Source organism: Pontiella agarivorans (assembly GCF_034531395.1).
Lineage (GTDB): Bacteria > Verrucomicrobiota > Kiritimatiellia > Kiritimatiellales > Pontiellaceae > Pontiella > Pontiella agarivorans.
Map to the genome: position 1 here is coordinate 443,437 of NZ_JARVCO010000002.1, position 20,715 is coordinate 464,151.

Below are 20,715 nucleotides of genomic sequence, written 5' to 3' on the forward strand. Positions count from 1 at the left end.
TTACTCGCAGTTTTAAATGTGGGACGATCTCCGCTGTTTTAATGCAGTAGGAGATACAGATGAACAGACGGTATTTTGTGGGAGCAACCGCGGCATTGGCGGTTTGCAGTCGTGCGATGTCTTCGCATCAGCCATCCGGCTTGAAGATGCATCAGTCTTTCAATGAGGGGTGGACCTTTCACAAAGGTACTGCTAAGGGTGCAGAAGCTGCCGGGTTCGATGATTCCGGCTGGCGCACTCTGGATCTTCCGCACGACTGGGCGATCGAGGGCCCGTTTGACGAAAAATACAACGCCCGTTCCGGTGGACTGCCTTTTCACGGTACCGGCTGGTATCGGAAAACCTTTGATGTTCCGGCTGAAGCGGCCGGAAAACGGGTATTAATCACTTTTGACGGGGCAATGTATAATGCACATGTCTGGGTCAACGGTCATTTTGTCGGTAATCGTCCATACGGCTATATCGAATTTCAATACGACATCTCAAAGTATCTGAAATTCGGAGCCGCCAACGTGATCGCTGTGCGTCTGCAACCGGAGGATCTTTCCACCCGTTGGTATCCCGGCGCGGGGATTTACCGCAATGTGTGGCTGGATTATCGTAATCCCATTCATGTGAAGCAATGGGGCGTAACGATTGAAACGCCGGAGATCAGTGATCACATTGGAAAAGTCGCGGTTCGAACGGAACTCGCCGGCGATACGGAAGACCGGACGCTTTCGATTCTGCATGAGGTGATCAGTCCCGACGGTAAAACGGTGGCGCAGCTTGAAGTGCCGGGCGTGTCAACCGGATTTCAGACGATGTCGGTGGAAAAGCCGAAGCGCTGGGATCTCCATTCGCCGAATCTGTATACATTGGTGACCACGGTCAGAAAAGCGGGGGAAGAGATGGATCGGGTTGAAAACCGGTTTGGTTTCCGAACCTTGGAATTCACCAAAAAGGAATTCAGACTGAACGGCCGACCGGTACGGATTCAGGGGGTTTGCCTGCATCATGATAACGGGCCGTTGGGTGCCGTAGTCAACCGCCGGGCGGATGAGCGGAAACTGCAGATCATGAAGAAGATGGGGGTGAATTCCATCCGCACCAGCCATAACCCGCCGTCGAATGAGGTGTTGGATCTGTGTGATGAACTTGGCATTCTGGTACAGGATGAGGCCTTTGATGTCTGGGAGATCGCTAAAGTACCCAATGGCTACAATATGTTTTTTGCGGAATGGGGTGAGCGGGATCTGAAGGATATGGTTCGGCGCGATCGAAACCATCCGTCTGTTTTCATGTGGAGTATCGGGAATGAAATTCTGGAACAGCGCGATGCGAAAATCGGCCCGGAAATGGCGAAAAAGCTGAATGACTGGGTGAAGGAAGTCGATACCACGCGGCCGACGACCTGCGGATTCAACTGGTGGCCGGGCCCTTATGAAACCGGTATGGCGGCGCAGATTGATATTGCCGGAATGAATTATAAGCCGCTGGCTTATGGAGCTCCGGTGAATGAATATCTTCCGGATAATCCGGTGGTTGGGTCGGAAACGTCTTCATGTACCAGCAGTCGCGGAGTCTATCATCTGCCGATCGAAAAGTATAAAACGCATGAATCAAAACAGGTTTCCAGTTACGACATTATCGGTCCGCCGTGGGCTTATCCGCCGGATGTGGAGTTTCATCAACTGAAACTGAATCCGGAGGTTTACGGGGAATATGTCTGGACGGGGTTCGACTATCTGGGCGAGCCGACGCCGTACGGCGGACGGGATAACAGTACGAATGGGTACTGGAATGATGACTGGCCGTGCCGAAGTTCCTATTTCGGGGCGGTTGATCTTTGCGGTTTTCCGAAAGACCGCTTTTATCTCTATCAAAGCCAGTGGACCCGGGAGCCGATGGTACATGTGCTGCCGCACTGGAACTGGGAGGGATCCGGGCATGAATCTATTCCGGTGATGGCCTATACGAACTGCGAAGAGGTTGAACTGTTTGTGAACGGCGTTTCCAAAGGGCGGAAGGTGAAAGGTAAAGATCTCACCCGTCTGCCGGTAAAATTCAACCATTATGAAAAAGATTATTTTGATTCGCCGTACCGTCTTTCCTGGGAGGTGCCCTACGAACCCGGCGCGATCCGGGTAGTGGGGTATATCGGGGGGAAGGCCGTTGCAGAGAAAGAGATTGAAACCGCCGGGGCTCCGGCGAAAATCAAGTTGATTCCTGACCGTAGGAAATTGATGGCTGACGGCTCTGATCTCTCGTATGTGACGGTGCGAATTGAGGACAGGAAAGGCCGATTGTGCCCGTTGGCAGATAATACCGTTAAATTCCGTGTGTCCGGAGCCGGAACTATTGCCGCGGTAGGCAATGGCAATGCTGCCACCACCGCACCTTTTCAGGCGGATCATCGGGATGCCTTCAGCGGTATGTGCATGCTGATAGTGAAAGCCGGTAAAAACAACGGGAAAATCAGGGTAAAGGCGGAATCGGATGGGCTGCAGCCGGATGAGGTGAAACTGGTCTTAAGATGAGTTGTGCTGAAAAAGATGATCATCTAACTTGTCTTCATGAGCCCTTCATCTGAAACCCGCCGATCTTTTTTCCAAAAGTCCGCTTTCACCATTCCGCTCGTTGGATCTGCAGGAAACGTCGTTCATGCGGCCCCGGCGGCCGGGGAGGTGGAGTGGCGAAATAAGAACGACGCCATGAGCTATCGGGTTCTGGGGCGCACCGGTTTTATGGTTTCGGAAATTGTGCTCGGGACCTTTCCGTTTACCTCACCGGACAGTGATCCGCTGTTTGATCGGAGTCTGGAGCGCGGGATTAATTATTTTGACTGTGCTTCCGCTTACAGTCAGGGCGGAGTGGAGGAAAATCTAGGGCGCTATTTTAAACAGTCGGGGAATCGCGAACGTCTGTTTCTTTCGACCAAACTGAGTGCCTATTACGGCATGGTTGAGCAGTGTGTTCAGGAAATCCTGAAAGGACTGCCTGCTGCCCGGCAGAAAGAACTGCGGAAAAAAGCGCAGGATCTGTTGGAGCGGCGAACGGTAAAACGGCCGGGATATCACATCAACTATTTCGGCGGGCAGGAAAAGCAGTTTGACAAAGCATACCTTCGGTATGTGGTTCTCAAAGAATACGGCATGACGGATGCGTGGCGAGCGCGCATCAAGGCGAATGCGCATAAGCTGCTCGAAGAATCCTTGCAACGGTTGCAGACCGATTATGTTGATGTGCTGTTCCTGCCGCACGGTTCGGCTCTGCCGGAACTGATGGATGACATCGTGGAAGAGCTTTTTTCTGAATTTAAAAAAAAGGGGCTGATTCGGGCATCAGCAGTTTCGTTTCATAACGATGTAACCAACAATCTGTTGAATGCCTCGCAAGTCGGTTTTTATGACGTGGCGATGTGTGCCTATAACATTGCCAATCATGCAGCGCTTGATCCGGCAATGTATAAAGCCCGGCAGTCCGGCATGGGGCTGATTGCCATGAAGGTGGCCAAGCTGTTCAGTATGCAGAATCAGCCGCCGTGGCGGGCCGGAAAGCTCAATGCCACGCTGCCGGATGAAAACCTCTCTATCTTTGCCAAATCCTACCTCTGGGCACTGCAGAATCCGAACCTTTCGTGCTGCGTTTCCCAGATGGAAACTGCCGCGGAACTCAATGATAACCTGCAGGTGGTCGGTCGAAAAGTTCCGCTTAAAGCGGTCTGATCCTTTTACAGGTTAACGCCGGTTCCCTGCATATTTGATTTGTTGCCCCAAATGATCTGCCAGGGATCGTTGGTCTCAATCTGGAAGGCCTGAATCTTTTTCTTCATGGTTTCCAGTTGATTTGCGTATGCGGGATCATCGGCAAGGTTCCGGCTTTCTTCAGGATCGCTTTTGAGGTCGTAGAGCTCGAACTCGGGCCGGAAGAGATAGTCCTGCACCTTGCGGTGCCCGAAGTATTCTCCTTTATTCCGGTATACACTCTGCCAGGTGGATGCCGCCCAGAGGTCGGATGCAAACGGGTATTTCAGACCGTAGGCGATATTCCAGATCAGCTTCATGTTGTCTTCGCGAATAACGCGCATGGGATAATACATGGTTAATTCGTGGAAATTGTGTGCGGCATAAACTGTGTTCCAGGATTTGGAATTTTTCTTTCCAAGGATGGGAAGAAATGAGCGGCCGTGAAAGCGGCTCTTTTCTACCGTCACACCGGCGAAGTCGAGAATGGTCGGAGTGAGATCCACCCAGGAAATCATGCTGCGGTTTTTCAGGCCCTGGAAATCGGTGCGCGGATCTTTAACAATGCAGGGGAGTTTGATGCCGGGTTCATAAACCGTGGTTTTTGCCCCCGGGAAGGCAATGCCGTTGTCGGAAATATAGATGATAACGGTATTGTCGGTTTTTCCTGAATCATCAAGAATTTTCAGCAGTTTGCCGAGACCCTGATCAATCCGGGAAATGGACTGATAATACTGGGCCAGTTCTTCGCGGCATTCCTGAGTATCGGGAAGAAATTCGGGAACGATCACGTCTTTAGGATCATACTTCACGATGGTTTCGCCGGGATAAGGTTCGCTTTTATTACCGAATGAGTTCGGTGCATTCCAGGGATCGGGAGTGAAGGGATCGCCGCGATGGGGGTCGTCCGGGCAGAAGTAGAGAAAGAACGGTTTATCCTGCCGGATGGTCGGGGTAACGGTTTCCGCCATTTCGATTGTGGATCGGGGATCGCATTTATAGCGGACATCAAATTTATATACCGATTCCGGGGCTACGTGATATTTGCCGATCTGGGCGGTATGATAGCCCGCTTCGGAGAGCATGACAGGCAGCGATTTTACGGTGTCGAATGTGCTGAAGTGGTGATAATCGTGCACATGGCCGTAGGAGCCGGTGGCATGGCCGAATTTGCCGGTCAGGATGACGGAGCGGCTGGCGGCGCAGCTGGCGCTGGTGCAGTAGGCCCGGGTGAAACGAACGCCATCGGCGGCGAGCTGATCCATATTCGGCGTTTTAATGACGGGGTTGCCGTAGCACCCCAGCGCATCCAGTCCATGATCGTCGGAAACGAAAAGAATGATATTCGGTTTTTCGGCCATGGTCTGAATACATGTAATCAGAACAATCACCACAAGATGTAATGCTTTCATGACAATCCTTTATGTTGATTAAGCATGTCAGAATACCCGAAGAGCAGAGATCAAAATATCAGATATCACGTAAAGATTATGTTCGATAACGACGTGGGCCGGCTGTTTTTTCACGCGCCTCCGAAGAGACGCATGAATGGGGAGGGTTTATTGATCGGCTGATTCTTTTTGCTCCTGCTGGAGTGCAAGCAGCGCGTCGGCCATGGCCAGGCCAAGGCGCTTCTGACCGATAGCATTGTAGTGAACCTGATCCTCATGTTTCGGAAAATCGCTCCACGGAGGCTGGGGCACAGTTCGGATGACTTTCACCCGGGCATCATCGTTAGCAACATCGATAAACGCTTGTCGTACCATGGCAGGGCCTTCTTCAAAATCACCATAGCGGGAGTTGATTTGCCCGGCGACAAAAGGCATGTCGGGCTGGTTGAACGTGCTGCGGTAACCCGCGATCAATTTTTTCAAATTGCTCTTGTAGCTACGCGAAGAAATTTCTTTTGCCGCATCATTTTCACCCTGCATCCAGACCATGCCGATGAGGTTGTATTTCCGCCCTTGAGCCTTCAGCTGCGCCAGGTTTTCTTTGATGACACTAATATGCTGCTGATAGAGTTTCATCTGCTGTTTGCGGGTTCCGACCTCGATGGCTTTTGCTTTTTCCTCGGACCATTCCGGATTCCAGGCTCCGTAGAGTGCAGTTCCGCCCTGAGCAATTTTAATCAACAGAAAGTCCTGATCCGGATTTTTTTCAGCCAGGGTCAGACCGATAAACATTTCCGGACCAAAACAATGGATGAATCCGCGTTTTTTCAGCTCATATTCAGATTCAAGCGGAGCAAGTGGAGTTGCGGCGCCGCCGTTACGGCTGAGCATTACGCGGGGGGCAACGGCTTCGATGCGGCTCCGGTCGTTTTCAGAGAGCGCATCATAGTTTCCGTGCCCGCCCATATTGGATTGTCCGCCAAGAAAAAGCACTTGAACGGGGCCTCCTGCAAAGGTGCAGACACCGGCCATGATGAAGATTGAGGAAAGCAGTTTCATCTATTGTACGCCGGAATATTTTTCAACCTTCATCTCTTTCTCCCAGTTCACCAGTTTGCTTTTGAGTTTTTCAACTTTTTCGGGATGGGAGGAGGCGAGGTCGGTGGTTTCTCCTTCGTCATTGGCAATGTTATACAGTTTCAGCAAACCGCTGCGGTAGGCGAGAAGTTTCCAGTCACCTTCACGAACGGAGGCATAGAGATCTTCATAGGCGCGGTAGCCAATGAGGGGCTCGCTGCGTTGAAGTTCGCTGTTTTCCCGTATGGTTTTTACGAGTGACACGCCATCAAGATTTTTGAATGTTGAAGGATCACCACCGGCGATTTCAATCAGTGTCGGAAAAAGGTCGGTTGATTGAACGATACTGTTATTGACTGAACCCGGCTGGGTAACGCCCGGCCAGTTAAAGACGAACGGCACGCGTGCGCCGCCTTCATACAGTGTGTCGCTTTTTTTGCCGCCGTGGAAGGGGGGATTATCGAATGCTCCTCCTTGGTCAGAGAGCAGAATAATGATGGTATTTTCGGTCATGCCTTTCTTTTCCAGGGCGGTGCGGACACGATAGATCGATTCATCAACGGATTTTACCATGGCTGCATAATCGGCATATTTTCCCTCGAGTCCTTTTTCTTGGAAATGTTTCAGATAATCTTTTCGGCCGATCTGCGGGCCGTGGACCGAATAGTACCAAAGGGAAATCATGAGCGGCTGTTCCTGATCCCATTCTTCGATAAACTTAACCGTTTCATCAGTGAGCTTATCTGTCAGATAGGCTTCTTTCTCATCTGCCAATACATCAGAATTTTTGAAATAAGGCGGATAGTACGATTTTGGATGGCCGGCATTGGAGGTTCCAATCTGGCGATCAAATCCCTGATGGATCGGATGATAGGGTTCGTGGCCGAGGTGCCATTTTCCGACGAACAGGTTGTAGTAGCCCAGGTCCTTTAATGCTTCGGCGTAAGTCGTTTTCTCAAGGGGCAGCCAGTTGATGCCGGGAACCTGTGCAGGATCCTTATCCCAATAGCTGTATTTTTCATCGGTACGTCCATATTTATCGAAGCCGTGTTTTTCGTCATTCGGGATATGACGGACCAGTTCTAGCCGGGTCGGGTGCTGGCCTGTGAGCAATGTGCCGCGACTTGGGCTGCAGGTCGGTGTGGCAATGTAGGCTTGCCGGAAGTCAGTTCCCTGTTGCATCAGTTTATCGATATTGGGCGATTCAAACACGTCGGGCTGCCGCAACCCCATGTCGGCCCAGCCCCAGTCATCCACAAAAAAGAGGACGATGTTCGGCTGATGCCGGGGCGGTATGGACCCGGCAAAAATCTGGGCGGATAGTGCGAGAAGAGAGAGAAGGAATATTTTTTTCATAGGATTAATTTTTCTTTTTGTTTTTAACCGGTTCGCCCGTTTCATAATCAAAGGGTTTCCCAACATAGGGATAGGTGTCAAAAATGTCTCCCTTTCCGAGCGTGCGTGGATCGCCCTGGGCAGTCAATTTTTTCTCCATACGTTCACGGAGTTCTTTTTTAAGCGCATCGTATTCCGGGTTTTCGGCCAGATTATTCATGCAGTTCGGATCTTTCCGGATTTGGTAGAGTTCCTCTTCAGGACGTTTTCCGAAACTCATTTCATAGAACTTGTATTCCGGATCATCCGGCTGCAGCGCAGTGAGATAGGATTTTGTCGGCCCGTTATCTACGTTGCGCAGGCCGTATTCGGGATTTCCGGCAGGCCAGAGTTCCGGTTTGATATTGTGCACATAGAGAAAATCTTTTGTGCGGATGGCCCTCACCGGATAGGCGAGATCGGTTCCGCCTTTTCCATCGGCCCGTCCGGTGTCGTGCCGTTCCTTACCCAGCAGGACGAAATTTCGGGTAGGATCAATCTGTCCGGATTCTTTTGATTTCAGCAAATTGAGAAAACTTTTTCCGGTCATCTGCTGATGAGGCTGCAGGCCGACGGCTTCCAAAATGGTCGGAGCAACATCCGGGAAGCTGACAAAATCCTCGATGGTCCGGCCCGGTTCGACAATGCCTTTCCAGTAGGCGATGAGGGGGACATGAAAGCCTTCTTCGTAGATCTGCCCTTTGATGCGAGGGAAAGGCATACCATGGTCGGATGTGACCAGAATCAGGGTGTTATCCAGAAGTCCCCGTTTTTCCAAGGCCTGGATGGCCAGCCCGATGTGTTTATCGAAATGTTTCACTTCCAATGCGTAGTCGAGAATATCGCCGCGTATGGTTTCGTTGTCTGGATAGAAGGGCGGCACTTCGGCCTGCTCAAGCTTCATTCCCTCACGTTTCCAGGAATCTTTTTCATAGAACCGGTGGGGTTCATAGGTTCCGAGCCAGAAGCAGAATGGGGTTTCCGCAGGTTTTTCATTCAGAAAGGCTTCGAAATTTGCAGCATAGTTTACGGAGTTTATGCCTTTGTATTTCGGTTTTTCTTTAATGGTGTTATACACCGGTCCGGCCGGATTGTGCTCAGTTGGGTACGAGCCCGGGCCCCATCCTTTTCCGGTATAACCCACATGGAAACCGGCCTCCATAAGGAGGTGTGGATAAAATTTGAATTCGGAAGGAAATGCGGGCCAGTGGTTGGCTGCGGCTCCAAGTTGCCAGCTGTAGCGGCCGGTCACCAGACAGGCACGGGCCGGAGCACATTTCGGGTTGCAGTTATAGGCCTGTCTGAAGACAGCCCCATCCTCTGCAAGTCGGTCAAAAGCCGGCGTTTCAATCATGGTTCCGCCATATGCCCCGAAGGTATTCATGGAGGCATCATCGGCAATAATAAACAGAATATTCGGCGGAGTTGCTGCGTGCGCAAGGGCCGCGAGCGAGAGCAATAGGAACAGTGAGAGTTTCGTCATCGTTTTCATTTCGTTTTTGATTTCTTGTTTTTCGGTTGACGGTCATCGCGGTACTTTTTGAACTGCTGGGTTTCCATCAGCTCACCGGCTTCCAGGCGTTTCCAGAGATCGGGGGCCCGTTTTTTGACGCCGGCTTCGGTCTGTGCTGCCCACTCCATGGTCATTTCCGGCACCCGTTTGCCCAGGTCGGCGAGGCCCATGTCGTGATTGGCGGATTCCCACTGTTCTTCGTATGTACGCATATGCTGAAGGACTTCGGCATATTCCGGATTCGTGGCCAGGTTGTTCAACTGGTCCGGATCTTTTTCGAGATCGTAGAGTTCTTCGGGCGGCTTGGAATCCGCCATATAGGCGAGTTGCGCACCGCTGAGTTTTCCTTCAGCTTTGAGTTTACGCATGACATGGATTGCCGGGCGGTTGAGGTCGAGATAGGCCTGATGGGCATCCCATGGAACTTCGGGCATGAGGTTTTTGATATAGGAAAATTTCCGGGTGGTGATACTCCGGGAACATTCATCAATTTCGTCCCAGATATCGCGAGCGGAACGGGCATATTCGCGGTAGACCGGGTTTTCGACGCCGAAAATAGGATTCCCGTCGAGATAGTCCGGCATTTCGGCGCCGGCCAGTTTCAGAATCGTGGCGGTGATGTCGGTGGTCATGACGATATCTTCAATGACCTGTCCCGGTTCAATAAGCCCGGGGCCCCAGACAATCATGGGAATATGGGTTCCGGATTCGTGAAGATAGCCTTTGCCGCGCAGGTTGCAACGGCCGTTGTCAGCGATGAAGACAACAATGGTGTTCTGGTCGAGCCCCTTGGTTTTGAGGTCTTCGAGAATGATGCCGACTTCGTTGTCCATATATTCAACAGTATCGAGATACGCGGCCCAGTCATACCGGGTTTCCGGCGTGTCGGTGATCCAGGGCGGCAGAACAACATCTTCGACGGATACAGGGTGTTCTGATTCGCTTCGAATTTTATTCCACCAGTCTCCGCGGTGGGTCACTTTGTGCTGGATCTGCTGGAAAAAAGGCTGATCTTCGGGGGTGATGACGTTGAGTTTGTCGAACAGACCGAAGTTTTCGACTCCGTCGTAGGGGCCGGTGGGTTCAGTCTTGAAATTGCAGTCAATTTTCTGGCCGTAACTGTAGACATATTCACTGCCGAGAATGCAGGTATAGCCGGCATCACGCAGAAAAACAGTGAACGGTTTATAGGGTTCCGGAATCGGTTTGTCGCGGTTGGAACGGTGGTGCTGCGCATCGAACAGGGTCTGGCTGCAGCCGACCATCATGGACGAGCGGCTCGGGGAGCAAATCGGATTGGCGACGTAGGCGCGTTTGAAGAGCATGCCCTCCTCGGCCATTTTATTGAGGTTCGGTGTTTTGACGGCCGGCATGCCGTAGCATTCCAGATCAAGTCCCATATCCTCAGACATCAGCCAGATAATATTGGGCCGGTCGGCTTTGTCAGCCCGGCAGAGGCCGGCTCCGGCCAGCAACGCGGTGAAAATCAGTGCATATTTCATATCGCCAATCCTTTGTACAGTGTTTCAAAGGTTGGAAGATAGCAAACTGCGCGGCATGCCGTAATGCGCTATCCCGTAAAATGCATGCAGTTTTTTGCCATAGCCTAGGGGGTTGCGGTTATTGATCTGTATTGGCCGGGAAGGGCACTGCGCTTTTAAGCATGTTCAAATTCGATATGATATGAGGAGCCGTGCGGACCGGTGAGCCGCCCATTTGTATCGGGAGCGTGAGTGCCCACCGTCTAATCATTATTTCCCGATGAGTTTGAGAAATTCGTTTCGGGTGGATTGGTCGCGGCGGAAGCTGCCGAGCATGGCGGAAGTGACCATGCAGGAGTTTTGCTTTTCGACGCCGCGCATCATCATACAAAGGTGCTGGGCTTCGATCACGACGCCGACGCCTTCGGGGGTGACGGTGTTCATGAGGGTGGTGGCTACCTGATTGGTGAGCCGCTCCTGAATCTGAAGACGACGGGCAAAATGATCGACGATCCGGGCCAGTTTGCTGACGCCGAGGACCTTACCTTCGGGGATGTAGCCGATATGGCATTTTCCGAAGAAGGGAAGCATGTGATGTTCGCAGAGGCTGTAGAGCTCGATGTCTTTGACGATGATCATGTGGTTGTCTTCAACGGTGAAAATGGCGTCGTTGATGACATCCTCAAGTTTCTGGTGATAGCCTTTTGTGAGAAATTCCATGGCTTTTGCTGCCCGTTTTGGGGTGTCGAGCAGGCCTTCGCGGGAGGGGTCTTCGCCTACGCTGCTTAGAATCTCTTGATATAAATGCTCCATGAATTGTACTCCGTGTTGCCTTTTTTGTGTTGCGGGGTGGAAGGGCGAATGTTCCAGAGATTGGAAAAAATAGGCAATACACAATGCAGACTAATTTCGTCTGAGTTTAGCGAGTACCACCGCGCCTTCGATAATCATCCAGGTTTGCAGAACGGTAATGATGCTGCCGATAACGAAAAGAAGCCATTTTTCGTCGGCATAATAGGAGAACAAATTGAGGCTCATACCCCAGACCGTCATGGCAATCATGAAGACCATAGGCAGCGCGGTGAAAATGATGTTGATTTTTTTGCGTGCGAGCCAGACGGTAATAACCAGCAGGGCCAGACCGCCGAGCAGCTGATTGACCGCCCCGAAAAGCGGCCATAAAGCAAGGGCCCCTTTTCCGCCGCCGCTCGAAAAGGCCAGAGCGAGAGCTGTTGCAACAGCAATGAATGTGGCGGGGTGTGTTTTTCCAAGGGCTGGAACTTTCACCGTTTCAGCGATTTCTGAAATAATGTATCGCTGGAGACGTGTGGCGGTGTCGAGTGTAGTGGCCGCGAAGGAGGCGACAAATACACCCATGAGAGTCAGGACAACGCCTTTCGGCAGGCCGATACCGGAGATCATGTTGGCGGCTCCGGTCACGAAAGCTTCAATTTTTGCGCCGAGTCCGCCGGCTGCGGCCCAGCTGGAATACTGTTGGTTGAAGGCGGCGACGCCGGTATAGGTGGTGCCGTCTTTTTCCAGACCGAGTCCGATGCCGGCGGCGCAGGCGATGATGACGATGATGGCCAGCATGCCTTCGAGCAGCATGCCGCCATAGCTGATGGGCTGGGCGCTGGTTTCAGCATCGCACTGTTTGGAAGAGGTGCCGGAGGAGACCAGACAGTGGAACCCGGAAATGGCTCCACAGGCTACCGTGATGAAAAGGATGGGGAAGAGATTCGGCGCGCCTGCGGCGTCGAGGTTGGTGGCCGGAGCGATCATGGGCGGGTGGGTGACGATGATGCCCAGGAGCAGCAGGGCCATGGCGATGCAGAGCTGGAAGGCATTGATGTAGTCGCGCGGCTGAAGGAGCACGGTGACTGGAAGGGTGGAGGCGACGTAGGCGTAAATCAGCAGGGCAATCACCCAGATGCCGACGCTGCTCATGCCGAAGGCTTCGGGCATATTGACCGGAACATATGCACCGATAATGATGGTGGCATACATCAGGATGGTGGCAATGATACCATAGGTGATGTGCGATTTCCCTTTTTTATACACCATGAATCCGAGCCAGATGGCGATGGGCAGCTGCAGCCATACCGGAATGACCGATTCCGGGAAAATGGCAAAAACGGCGGCAATCACCACGCCGAAAATCGCAATCACCAGCCAAAGGGCAAAAAAGATGATGAGCATGAAAAGCGATTTTACACGTGGATTGATCACGGTTCCGGCAATGTCACCGATGGTCCGGCCCTGATGACGCAGGGAAATCATCATGGAGCCGAAGTCATGAACTGCTCCCATAAAGATGGAGCCGACCAGGATCCAGATCAGTGCAGGGGCCCATCCCCAGATGACGGCGATGGCGGGGCCGACGATGGGCCCGGTGCCGGCGATAGAGGTGAAGTGGTGTCCGAAAAGTACGGTTTTGTCGGTGGCCACAAAGTCAATGCCGTCGTGATGCGTTTCACTTGGGCATTTGGCACCGGGATCGACTTTGAAAATTTTACGACCAAGAAACCGCCCGTAAGTGTGATAGGCGATAATGTACAGTACAGCGGCAGATGCGGCAATAATCAATGAATTCATAGTGCATCCGTTTTAGCGGTATTCAACTCGGCGGGAAAAGCTTTTTTGACTGTTAACTACTTATTTGACGCGAATTTACATGTAACACAGGTGGAAAGTGTATGTGAGGGGGCGATGGAGAGTTTTGCTCCGATTTTGGAGGCGCGGAAGCGCATGAGGGGGAGTCCCATGCCCTCGCGGGTGGTGGAGGAAAAGGGTCGGCCATCATTTTCAATGAGCACGGTGGTGGTCAAGGGATCCTGCTGGATGCCGATTTTGATCCGTTTCGGCTCTGCGTGGCGCAGGGCATTTGAGACTGCTTCAAAGATGATTTCGCTCAGAAAACGGACTTTGCCGTCCTCTATTGAGGCCCAGGCTGGATGATCATCGATTTCAAATTGCACATCATACAGCTGCTCACTCTGCTTTTTCAGGCTGCTCAAACTACTTTGAAGATCTTCGCCATGAGGCATGAGGTTTAACGTATTTTCGTCCATGGTACGAAGTTGCTTAATGCATGAACTGATGACGTGTGAAATTTCTTCGGCATCGGAGATGCGGGGATGATCGAGTTCCTCGAGACGCAGTTTCAGAAGCTGGCTGGTGGCCAGCATGGATTTGAGTTCATTGTAGGGTTGTTTTAATAGACTGGCATTCAGTTCGCGGCTTTCGAGCTGCTGGGCATCAATCAGATATTGAGTCAGTTTTTCGAGGTCTTCAGTTCGTTCAAGAACGAGCTCCTCAAGTGATTCATTGAGCCGTTTGTATTCCAGTTGCAGGGAGCGCAGAAGTGCGGTTCCGTATGAGAAAATTAATTGGGAAATGATCCCGAACGGATTGAAGCTTTCCTGAATAATTTCAGGATCGTTGGAATACGTGGTCAGCAGAAGAAAGTGGACCGGGATTGTGATTGCTGTGGTAATGAGTGCGCCGCGATACAGGAAAATCCATCCGCCCAGCATGGTCAGGGGAATGGAAAACAGCATGACGGTGATGGTGAGTTGAGGAAAGGTTGCGAACGCAAATATTATATATATGGTCCATGCTGCCAGATAGGTTTTTATTCCGATTTTTTTCATTGTGGATTCAGTGTGTGGGTAGTGGAACTTTAAAGTAAATGACCGATCGACCGGAGGTATCATGGTCTGTCGTCTGGAGGGTTCCGCAGATCTTGTCGGCCCGGTAACGGATGAGGTTGTAGATCGAGCAGGTTTCATCCTCTATCTCGACTTGCCCGTTGTGTTCGATTTCGACGACATAATTGTCATTGACGATTTTGAGGGTAAGGAGGATCAGATTTGCATTGCTGTGCTCCAGAAGGAAGGTACAGCATTCCTGGCACATTCGGTAGAGCTGGAGCGCCAGAGTTTCGGTCATTCCGCGCAGGTCTGAGCATTCGATTACATGCATTGATTTTTGGTGCAGTTCGGCATAGCAGGAGATCATTTCATTCAAAGCGGAATATAGACCGACCTGAGCAATGCGGACCGGAAACAGTGTGCGGGCAATCATGCGGATATCGTTGTGAGCATTTGATGCTTTTTGGGAAAGCTTTGCGGTCAGATCGGCCGGAGTTTCCGGTTCATGTTTCAGCTGGCTTTCCAATGAGGAGCTGATCAGTTTAATTCCAGTGAGCTGTTGGCCGATGCCGTCGTGAAGTTCCTGTCCCAGTGCCACCCGTCTGTTTTCTGCGTTTTCGAGGAGTTCATTGCTCAGCCAAGTCAGTTCCTGATCGCGTTTGCGGACCAGACTGTCGAGTTCCTGATTCAGCTTGCGAATACCGTCATAGTTTTGGCGCAAATATCCGGCTACATAAGAGATGGTGATATAAAGTATGGGGCTGGTGAGTTTTGTCTGGTAGCATACGAATTGATCGCCGTAGAAGAAGCTTAATAAATAAGCATGGTATATCATATTAATCAGTGTGGCGATGAGGCCGGCTTTAGTGCCGAAAGTCCATGCTGTTACAGCAATCAGTGCAAAGCTTGGAATGGCGGCATTTACATTTAATAGGGGATACATCCTGAATGAAAACGTAATGTATACGGCCCATGCTAATGAAAGTAGAATGTGTTGTTTTCGAATCACTTGTGCATGTCTGAAGGTTTAATGGTTTGACTCAACGGTTGTTGCATTTCTAAGTAAATGGCCGAACGCATTCGGCGGACGCAGGCAATGCGGACCGGAAGCAACTTGAGGTCGATCCGATTTTTCAGGAGTGACACGGTGTAGATAATCACGAGGGCTATTCCGGTTCCGGAGGCCTTATCTTCATAGTACACGACATATTCGGCATGGATTTCATAAATGATGCTCAAAATGATTATCGTTAACAGATAAAAAAGAAGTCCGCGTTCTCTGCCAAAAAGCCAAGTGGCCATGCCGATAAACATCATGAGAGGAATCAGCACATTTGAATTCCATTGCCTGAACAGGATGAAGCTGAAGACGCATTGAGCGACAAAGAGAGTCCAGAATAACGTTATCGTCAGTTTCTTCATGCCGCTGCCCCAGAATATGCAGAGTTGAGAGGAATGGCACACTCCAGCACGCAGTCGGGGGAAGGGTCTGAGGAAAGCAGGGTGCCGTTAATACGTGCCAGCCGATAGCGAATCAGTTGCGAAATATCGGGCGGTGTCATCTCGGTATTTGGCGGATTTCTTTTGTATGCGATATGCAGCTGGACGCATTCCTGACGTTCAGTGACCCTGATGTCGATATTTGTTACGTGCAGTTTATCGATGGCGTGAAGGCTTATTTCCTGACATATGCGGTACAGTTGCAAGGCGATGTCGTCCGGAAGGGGTAAGTCGATGCTCGAGCAGCTAATGTGCAGTGTTGTATTTTTGATGCTGTTCAGCGTAGAAGAAAGTTCATTGAGCGCAGGAATCAGGCCGGTGGAACTGATTTTGACCGGAAAGAGCATGCGTGAAATCTTTCTAATCTGTATGTGTACCCCGGCTGCACGCGATAATATGCGGTCGGAGAGTGCGGCATCCCGATTGCGTTCCTCCAGCAGTTGCTCGGTCAGGGAGGCGCTCAGGAGTTGGATGCCGGTAAGCTGCTGACCGATGCTGTCGTGCAATTCCTGGCCAAACCGGGTTTTAAAACGTTCTGATTCGGAGAGTAGTTTGGTGGTCAGCTCATCCAGCTTCCGGTTTCGGAGTTTGACGAGTTGGTCCAGTTCGGCGTGTTTGCTTTTCAGGCCGGTTTGTATGGTGCGCAGATGGCCGACCAGGTAGGAAATGGCGATGATTATGATATAGCCGTTGAACGTATATTGGTAATACGTAACCTGATCCGCATAAACGATTCCCGTTAGTGCAAAATTGTGGAACAGGGATAGCAATGTCATCCAGAGACCGGCCGTTGTTCCGTAGAGCCAGGCACCGAGGCCGATCAGGGGGATCAGAGGAAGCACGCATGTAATATTCAGACGGGGAAACAGCAGAAAGGTCGCTACGATGTAGCCGAGCCAGAGTATGCCGTATGTCAGAGCCTGTTTTGATTCGCGTGCATTCATCCTTATTTGACCCACCTTAATCTGAGGCGCGCCATTACGAAAGCAAATCGTGCGACAGTCTATATAGGACCATATTTGTTTGCGGCGCTTCGGACCTTTTCGTATGGTGTTGCTATGATGAAGAAAACGCCGCTGCATACGCAGCATCAGCAATTGGGCGCCCGTATGGGGGAATTCGGCGGATGGGATATGCCGATTCAGTATGCGGGTATTCTCGATGAACACGATCATACCCGGAATCACGCTTCCGTATTTGATATCTGCCACATGGGCGAATTTGAACTTTATGGAAAAACTGCGCTCCGGGATCTGGAACATCTACTGACCTGCAACATCCGGTCTTTAAAAATCGGGCAGGTTCGCTATGGCTTCATGCTGAATGAAGCGGGAGGAGTGATGGATGATCTTACCTGCTATCGGCTGGATGAAAACCGCTACATGCTGGTCGTCAATGCCGGAACGCTCGAAAAGGATGCGGAATGGATTCAGAGTCACCTGTCCGCCGAAACGATTTTTGTCGATCTCTCGGCCGAGACCGCCAAGCTGGATGTCCAAGGTCCGGAATCGCGCGATGTGCTTGAAGAGGTATTCGGCTGCACTCTTCCGGAGCTCGAATATTTCCGGTTCAAAGAGTTCCATGCCTGCGAAGCTTCAACCATCATCAGCCGGACCGGCTATACCGGCGAACTGGGCTACGAAATCTATCTGCCGAACGATGCTGCGATCCGGTTGTGGGAAAAGCTGGTGGCGCATCCCTATTGCGAACCTGCCGGCCTCGGCGCGCGCGATACACTGCGTCTGGAAATGGGCTATGCGCTTTATGGCCATGAGTTGAATGAAGAGCGTTCCCCCTCCGAAATGACGCGCGGTCTGTTTATTGATCGAAATAAGCAATATATCGGAAAACAACGTGTCATGCAGGATCTTGGAGAACCGCAGAATCTGTTGGTCGGTCTCAGGTTTCAATCAAAACGGGCTGCTCGTGAGGGCGATAAGGTTTTTTCCGGGGACCGCGAAATCGGTGTTGTCACCAGTGGATCGCTGGCCCCGAGTCTGGGGGTAGCCGTTGCCATGGGATATGTTGAACATGCTTTTTCCAGGGTCGGGAAAGAGCTGGAAGTTGAAATCCGCGGCCGGCGTTTTCCAGCCGAAATCGTTGATCTGCCGTTTTATAAAAAAGGAACCGCAAGGGTATCATGAAAAAAACGCCATTCTGTGCAACGAGTGAGCTGGATCAGCAGGCGATGTTTGAGACGCTTGGAATTCAGGATTATGATGACCTGTTCGAGGCGATTCCGGACGAGCTGAAGCCCGGTGAGCTGGATATTCCTGAAGGACTCTCCGAAATGGAGATGATGCAGCACATCCGCAGGATTGCTTCTAAAAACTCCACTGACCTGGTGAATTTCTGCGGCGCGGGATTTTATGATCATTATATTCCGGCGGCCGTAAATGCGTTGGCGAGCCGCGGCGAGTTTTACACAGCTTATACTCCGTATCAGCCGGAAGCATCGCAGGGGACGCTGCAGGCGGCGTTTGAATATCAGACCGCGATCTGCCGTCTCACGGGGATGGAGGTGGCCAATGCCTCGCTGTTCGATGGGGGAACGGCGCTGATTGAAGGTATTATGATGGCTTTGCGACAGACGCGCCGGAATAAAGTTCTGGTTGATGAAGGCGTAAATCCCATTTACCGTGAAATGCTTCGCTGTTATACGCAGAATCTTTCGGTCGATTATGAAGAGGTGAACCTTTCGCCGACCGGTATTGCCCATCGCAAAGTTTACCGTGAAGTGCTCGACGATTCCATCGGCGCCGTGGTGCTGCAGAATCCGAACTTTTTCGGCTGTCTCGACAATCTTTCCGATCTGATTGACGAAGTTCACGCGGTTAAAGCTCTGGCGATTATGTCGGTTTATCCGATGGCGCTGTCGCATGTGGAAACACCCGGCGCAATGGGGGCGGATATTGTCACCGGGGAGGGGCAGAGTCTGGGGCTTCCGCTGAACTTCGGCGGGCCCTATCTGGGGTTTATGGCCACCCGTAAAAAACTGGTTCGCAAAATGCCGGGCCGTATTGTCGGCGAGACGGTAGACAATCAGGGCCGGCGCGGCTACGTGCTGACGCTTCAGGCGCGTGAGCAACATATCCGCCGTGAAAAGGCGACGTCGAATATCTGCTCGAATGTGCAGCTCTGCGCGCTGCGGGCAATCATTTATCTGTCGCTGATCGGTCGCGAGGGCTTCCGCGAGGTCGGCCGCGACTGCATGGATCGCGCTTCCTATGCCTGGCATAAACTGACGCAGATCAATGGCGTGGAGCCCGCGTTCAACCGCCGTTTTTTTAATGAGTTTGCAGTTCGTCTGCCGAAGGATGCCTCGTCGGTTGTGAGTGCGCTGGTCGACCAGGGCATCGCTGCCGGTTTCCCGGTCGGGCGATACTATGAAGGCATGGACAACGTCCTCCTGCTTTCTTTCACCGAAAAGCGGACGAAAGAAGAGATCGATATCATGGTGGCCAAACTCGAAAGTGCATTAAAGGCGTAAGGAAATCCAAGATGAAAACGATTTATGAAAAATCTTCGCCGGGGCGTCCCGGAATCCGGATGTCTTCATTGAAAATTTCGGCGACGGAGGAGATTCCTACGAAGTATCTGCGGAGTGAGCCGGCGGAATTGCCGGAGGTTTCCGAGGCGGAGGTGGTGCGCCATTTTACGGCGTTGTCGCGGTTGAATTTTTCGGTGGACACGCATTTTTATCCGCTGGGTTCGTGCACGATGAAATACAACCCGAAAGCGTGTGAGGCGGCGGCGAACCTGCCGGAGCTGACGGAGGTACATCCGCTCTGGCCGCAGCTGCGCGGCGGGGGCATGCTGACGCAGGGATCGCTGGCGGTGCTGTATAACACCGAACGGCTGCTGTCGGAGGCGACGGGACTCGATGAATTTACGCTGCAGCCGATGGCCGGGGCGCATGGCGAACTGACCGGTGTGATGATTATGGCGGCGTACCATAAAGACAAAGGGAATGCCGATAAGGATCATATTATCATTCCGGACTCGGCGCACGGCACCAATCCGGCCAGCGCGCAGGTGGCGGGCTATAACGTGGTGACGATTCCGTCGGATGCAAACGGCGTAATGGATTTTGACCTTTTTATGGAAGCGTTGAATGAAAAAACAGCGGGGGTGATGTTGACGAGCCCGAATACGCTGGGAGTTTTCAATCCGCGTATTAAGGAAATCTGTTCGGCGGTGCATGATGTCGACGGCCTGATGTATTACGACGGCGCAAACTTTAATGCCATTATGGGTCGTTATCGGCCGGGCGACATGGGCTTTGATATCTGCCATCTGAATCTGCATAAATCCTTTGCGACGCCGCATGGCGGCGGCGGCCCCGGGGCCGGACCGGTGGGCGTGGTGGAAAAGCTTCGTCCATATCTACCGATTTCGCGGGTTGAGAAAACCAAGGACGGCACTTTTACGCTGAATTATGATGAGCCGAAGAGCATTGGATATATTGCGCCGTTCTACGGAAACTTCGGTATTATTGCGCGGGCCTATGCCTATATTCTTTCGCTGGGGCGTGACGGTATGCTGGGTACGAGCAACCGGGCGGTGCTGAATGCAAACTATTTGCAGGAAAAGCTGCGGCCGCTTTTCGGGGAAAAATACAAAGGCCGCTGCATGCATGAGTTTGTATATTCCGGGGATGTGCTGAAGCCGTATGGGGTGCATACGCTGGATTTGGCTAAAGGAATGATTGATCGGGGAATTCATCCGCCGACCGTTTATTTCCCCCTCAATGTTTCCGAGGCGTTGATGGTGGAGCCGACGGAGAGCGAGGACCGGGATACGCTGGATCGCTTTGTTGAAGTGATGGAAGAGCTGTTTGAGTTGGCGAAGACGGAACCGGAGCAGTTGCATAAGGCACCGGTAAGCACACCGGTGGGGCGGCTGGATGAAGTGAAGGCTGCGCGCGATATGCGGCTCAGTCAGGAATGAATTTCTGGTAACCGGATCCGTATTCAATATAGAAAGTCGTAAAGAATTCTA

The 20,715-nt window shown here is 51.8% G+C and carries 16 protein-coding genes; 5 read left to right on the top strand and 11 right to left on the bottom strand.

The features are described from left to right. Nucleotides 1-59 precede the first annotated feature (59 nt). Entirely contained in the window at nt 60-2,519 is a 2,460-nt protein-coding gene (locus P9H32_RS01850; RefSeq protein WP_322607158.1) for a glycoside hydrolase family 2 TIM barrel-domain containing protein, read from the top strand. A gap of 174 nt (nt 2,520-2,693) precedes the next feature. Then, nucleotides 2,694-3,707: an aldo/keto reductase gene (locus P9H32_RS01855; RefSeq protein ID WP_322607159.1), complete on the top strand. Its 1,014-nt coding sequence runs from the start codon at nt 2,694-2,696 to the stop codon at nt 3,705-3,707. A gap of 5 nt (nt 3,708-3,712) precedes the next feature. Here the strand turns inward: P9H32_RS01855 and P9H32_RS01860 are convergent, their stop codons facing one another. The 11 genes from P9H32_RS01860 to P9H32_RS01910 form a co-directional block, all read right to left on the bottom strand. Continuing rightward, nucleotides 3,713-5,137 carry a sulfatase family protein gene (locus P9H32_RS01860; RefSeq protein ID WP_322607160.1) on the bottom strand — a complete coding sequence of 475 codons (1,425 nt, stop codon included), beginning with the start codon at nt 5,135-5,137 and terminating at the stop codon, nt 3,713-3,715. A gap of 147 nt (nt 5,138-5,284) precedes the next feature. Next, entirely contained in the window at nt 5,285-6,175 is an 891-nt protein-coding gene (locus P9H32_RS01865) for a sialate O-acetylesterase (protein ID WP_322607161.1), read from the bottom strand. Next, nucleotides 6,176-7,549, bottom strand: a complete 1,374-nt coding sequence (locus P9H32_RS01870; RefSeq protein ID WP_322607162.1) for a sulfatase — start codon at nt 7,547-7,549, stop codon at nt 6,176-6,178. It abuts the gene before it with no gap. Between the two features lie 4 nt (nt 7,550-7,553). Continuing rightward, the gene (locus tag P9H32_RS01875) at nt 7,554-9,050 is read right to left on the bottom strand and encodes a sulfatase family protein (RefSeq protein ID WP_322607163.1); all 1,497 of its coding nucleotides are present in this window, start codon (nt 9,048-9,050) and stop codon (nt 7,554-7,556) included. A 5-nt stretch (nt 9,051-9,055) separates the two neighbouring features. Continuing rightward, nucleotides 9,056-10,582 (bottom strand): sulfatase family protein, encoded by a 1,527-nt coding sequence (locus P9H32_RS01880; RefSeq protein ID WP_322607164.1) that lies wholly within the window; start codon nt 10,580-10,582, stop codon nt 9,056-9,058. A gap of 249 nt (nt 10,583-10,831) precedes the next feature. Then, nucleotides 10,832-11,374, bottom strand: a complete 543-nt coding sequence (gene folE, locus P9H32_RS01885) for a GTP cyclohydrolase I FolE (protein WP_322607165.1) — start codon at nt 11,372-11,374, stop codon at nt 10,832-10,834. A gap of 90 nt (nt 11,375-11,464) precedes the next feature. After that, nucleotides 11,465-13,156, bottom strand: coding sequence for a carbon starvation CstA family protein (locus P9H32_RS01890; protein ID WP_322607166.1), 1,692 nt, complete (start codon nt 13,154-13,156; stop codon nt 11,465-11,467). Between the two features lie 56 nt (nt 13,157-13,212). After that, complete coding sequence (locus tag P9H32_RS01895; RefSeq protein WP_322607167.1) at nt 13,213-14,214, bottom strand: sensor histidine kinase; 1,002 nt, start codon at nt 14,212-14,214, stop codon at nt 13,213-13,215. 7 nt (nt 14,215-14,221) lie between these two features. After that, nucleotides 14,222-15,157: a sensor histidine kinase gene (locus P9H32_RS01900; RefSeq protein WP_322607168.1), complete on the bottom strand. Its 936-nt coding sequence runs from the start codon at nt 15,155-15,157 to the stop codon at nt 14,222-14,224. A 62-nt stretch (nt 15,158-15,219) separates the two neighbouring features. Then, on the bottom strand, nt 15,220-15,636 hold the full coding sequence (locus P9H32_RS01905; protein ID WP_322607169.1) for a hypothetical protein: 417 nt from the start codon (nt 15,634-15,636) through the stop codon (nt 15,220-15,222). After that, entirely contained in the window at nt 15,633-16,805 is a 1,173-nt protein-coding gene (locus tag P9H32_RS01910; protein ID WP_322607170.1) for a sensor histidine kinase, read from the bottom strand. The genes P9H32_RS01905 and P9H32_RS01910 overlap by 4 nt, the downstream gene beginning before the upstream one ends. Here P9H32_RS01910 and gcvT point away from each other — a divergent pair. From gcvT to gcvPB, 3 genes are read left to right on the top strand one after another with little or no spacing between them, the layout of a single operon-like run. Continuing rightward, complete coding sequence (gcvT, locus tag P9H32_RS01915; protein ID WP_322607171.1) at nt 16,773-17,858, top strand: glycine cleavage system aminomethyltransferase GcvT; 1,086 nt, start codon at nt 16,773-16,775, stop codon at nt 17,856-17,858. The two genes, P9H32_RS01910 and gcvT, sit on opposite strands and share 33 nt — an antisense overlap. After that, nucleotides 17,855-19,204, top strand: coding sequence for an aminomethyl-transferring glycine dehydrogenase subunit GcvPA (gene gcvPA / locus P9H32_RS01920; RefSeq protein WP_322607172.1), 1,350 nt, complete (start codon nt 17,855-17,857; stop codon nt 19,202-19,204). The genes gcvT and gcvPA overlap by 4 nt, the downstream gene beginning before the upstream one ends. Before the next feature lie 11 nt (nt 19,205-19,215). Further along, a complete protein-coding gene (gcvPB, locus tag P9H32_RS01925) occupies nt 19,216-20,664 on the top strand; it encodes an aminomethyl-transferring glycine dehydrogenase subunit GcvPB (RefSeq protein WP_322607173.1) in 1,449 nt (482 codons plus the stop codon). Nucleotides 20,665-20,715 lie beyond the last annotated feature (51 nt).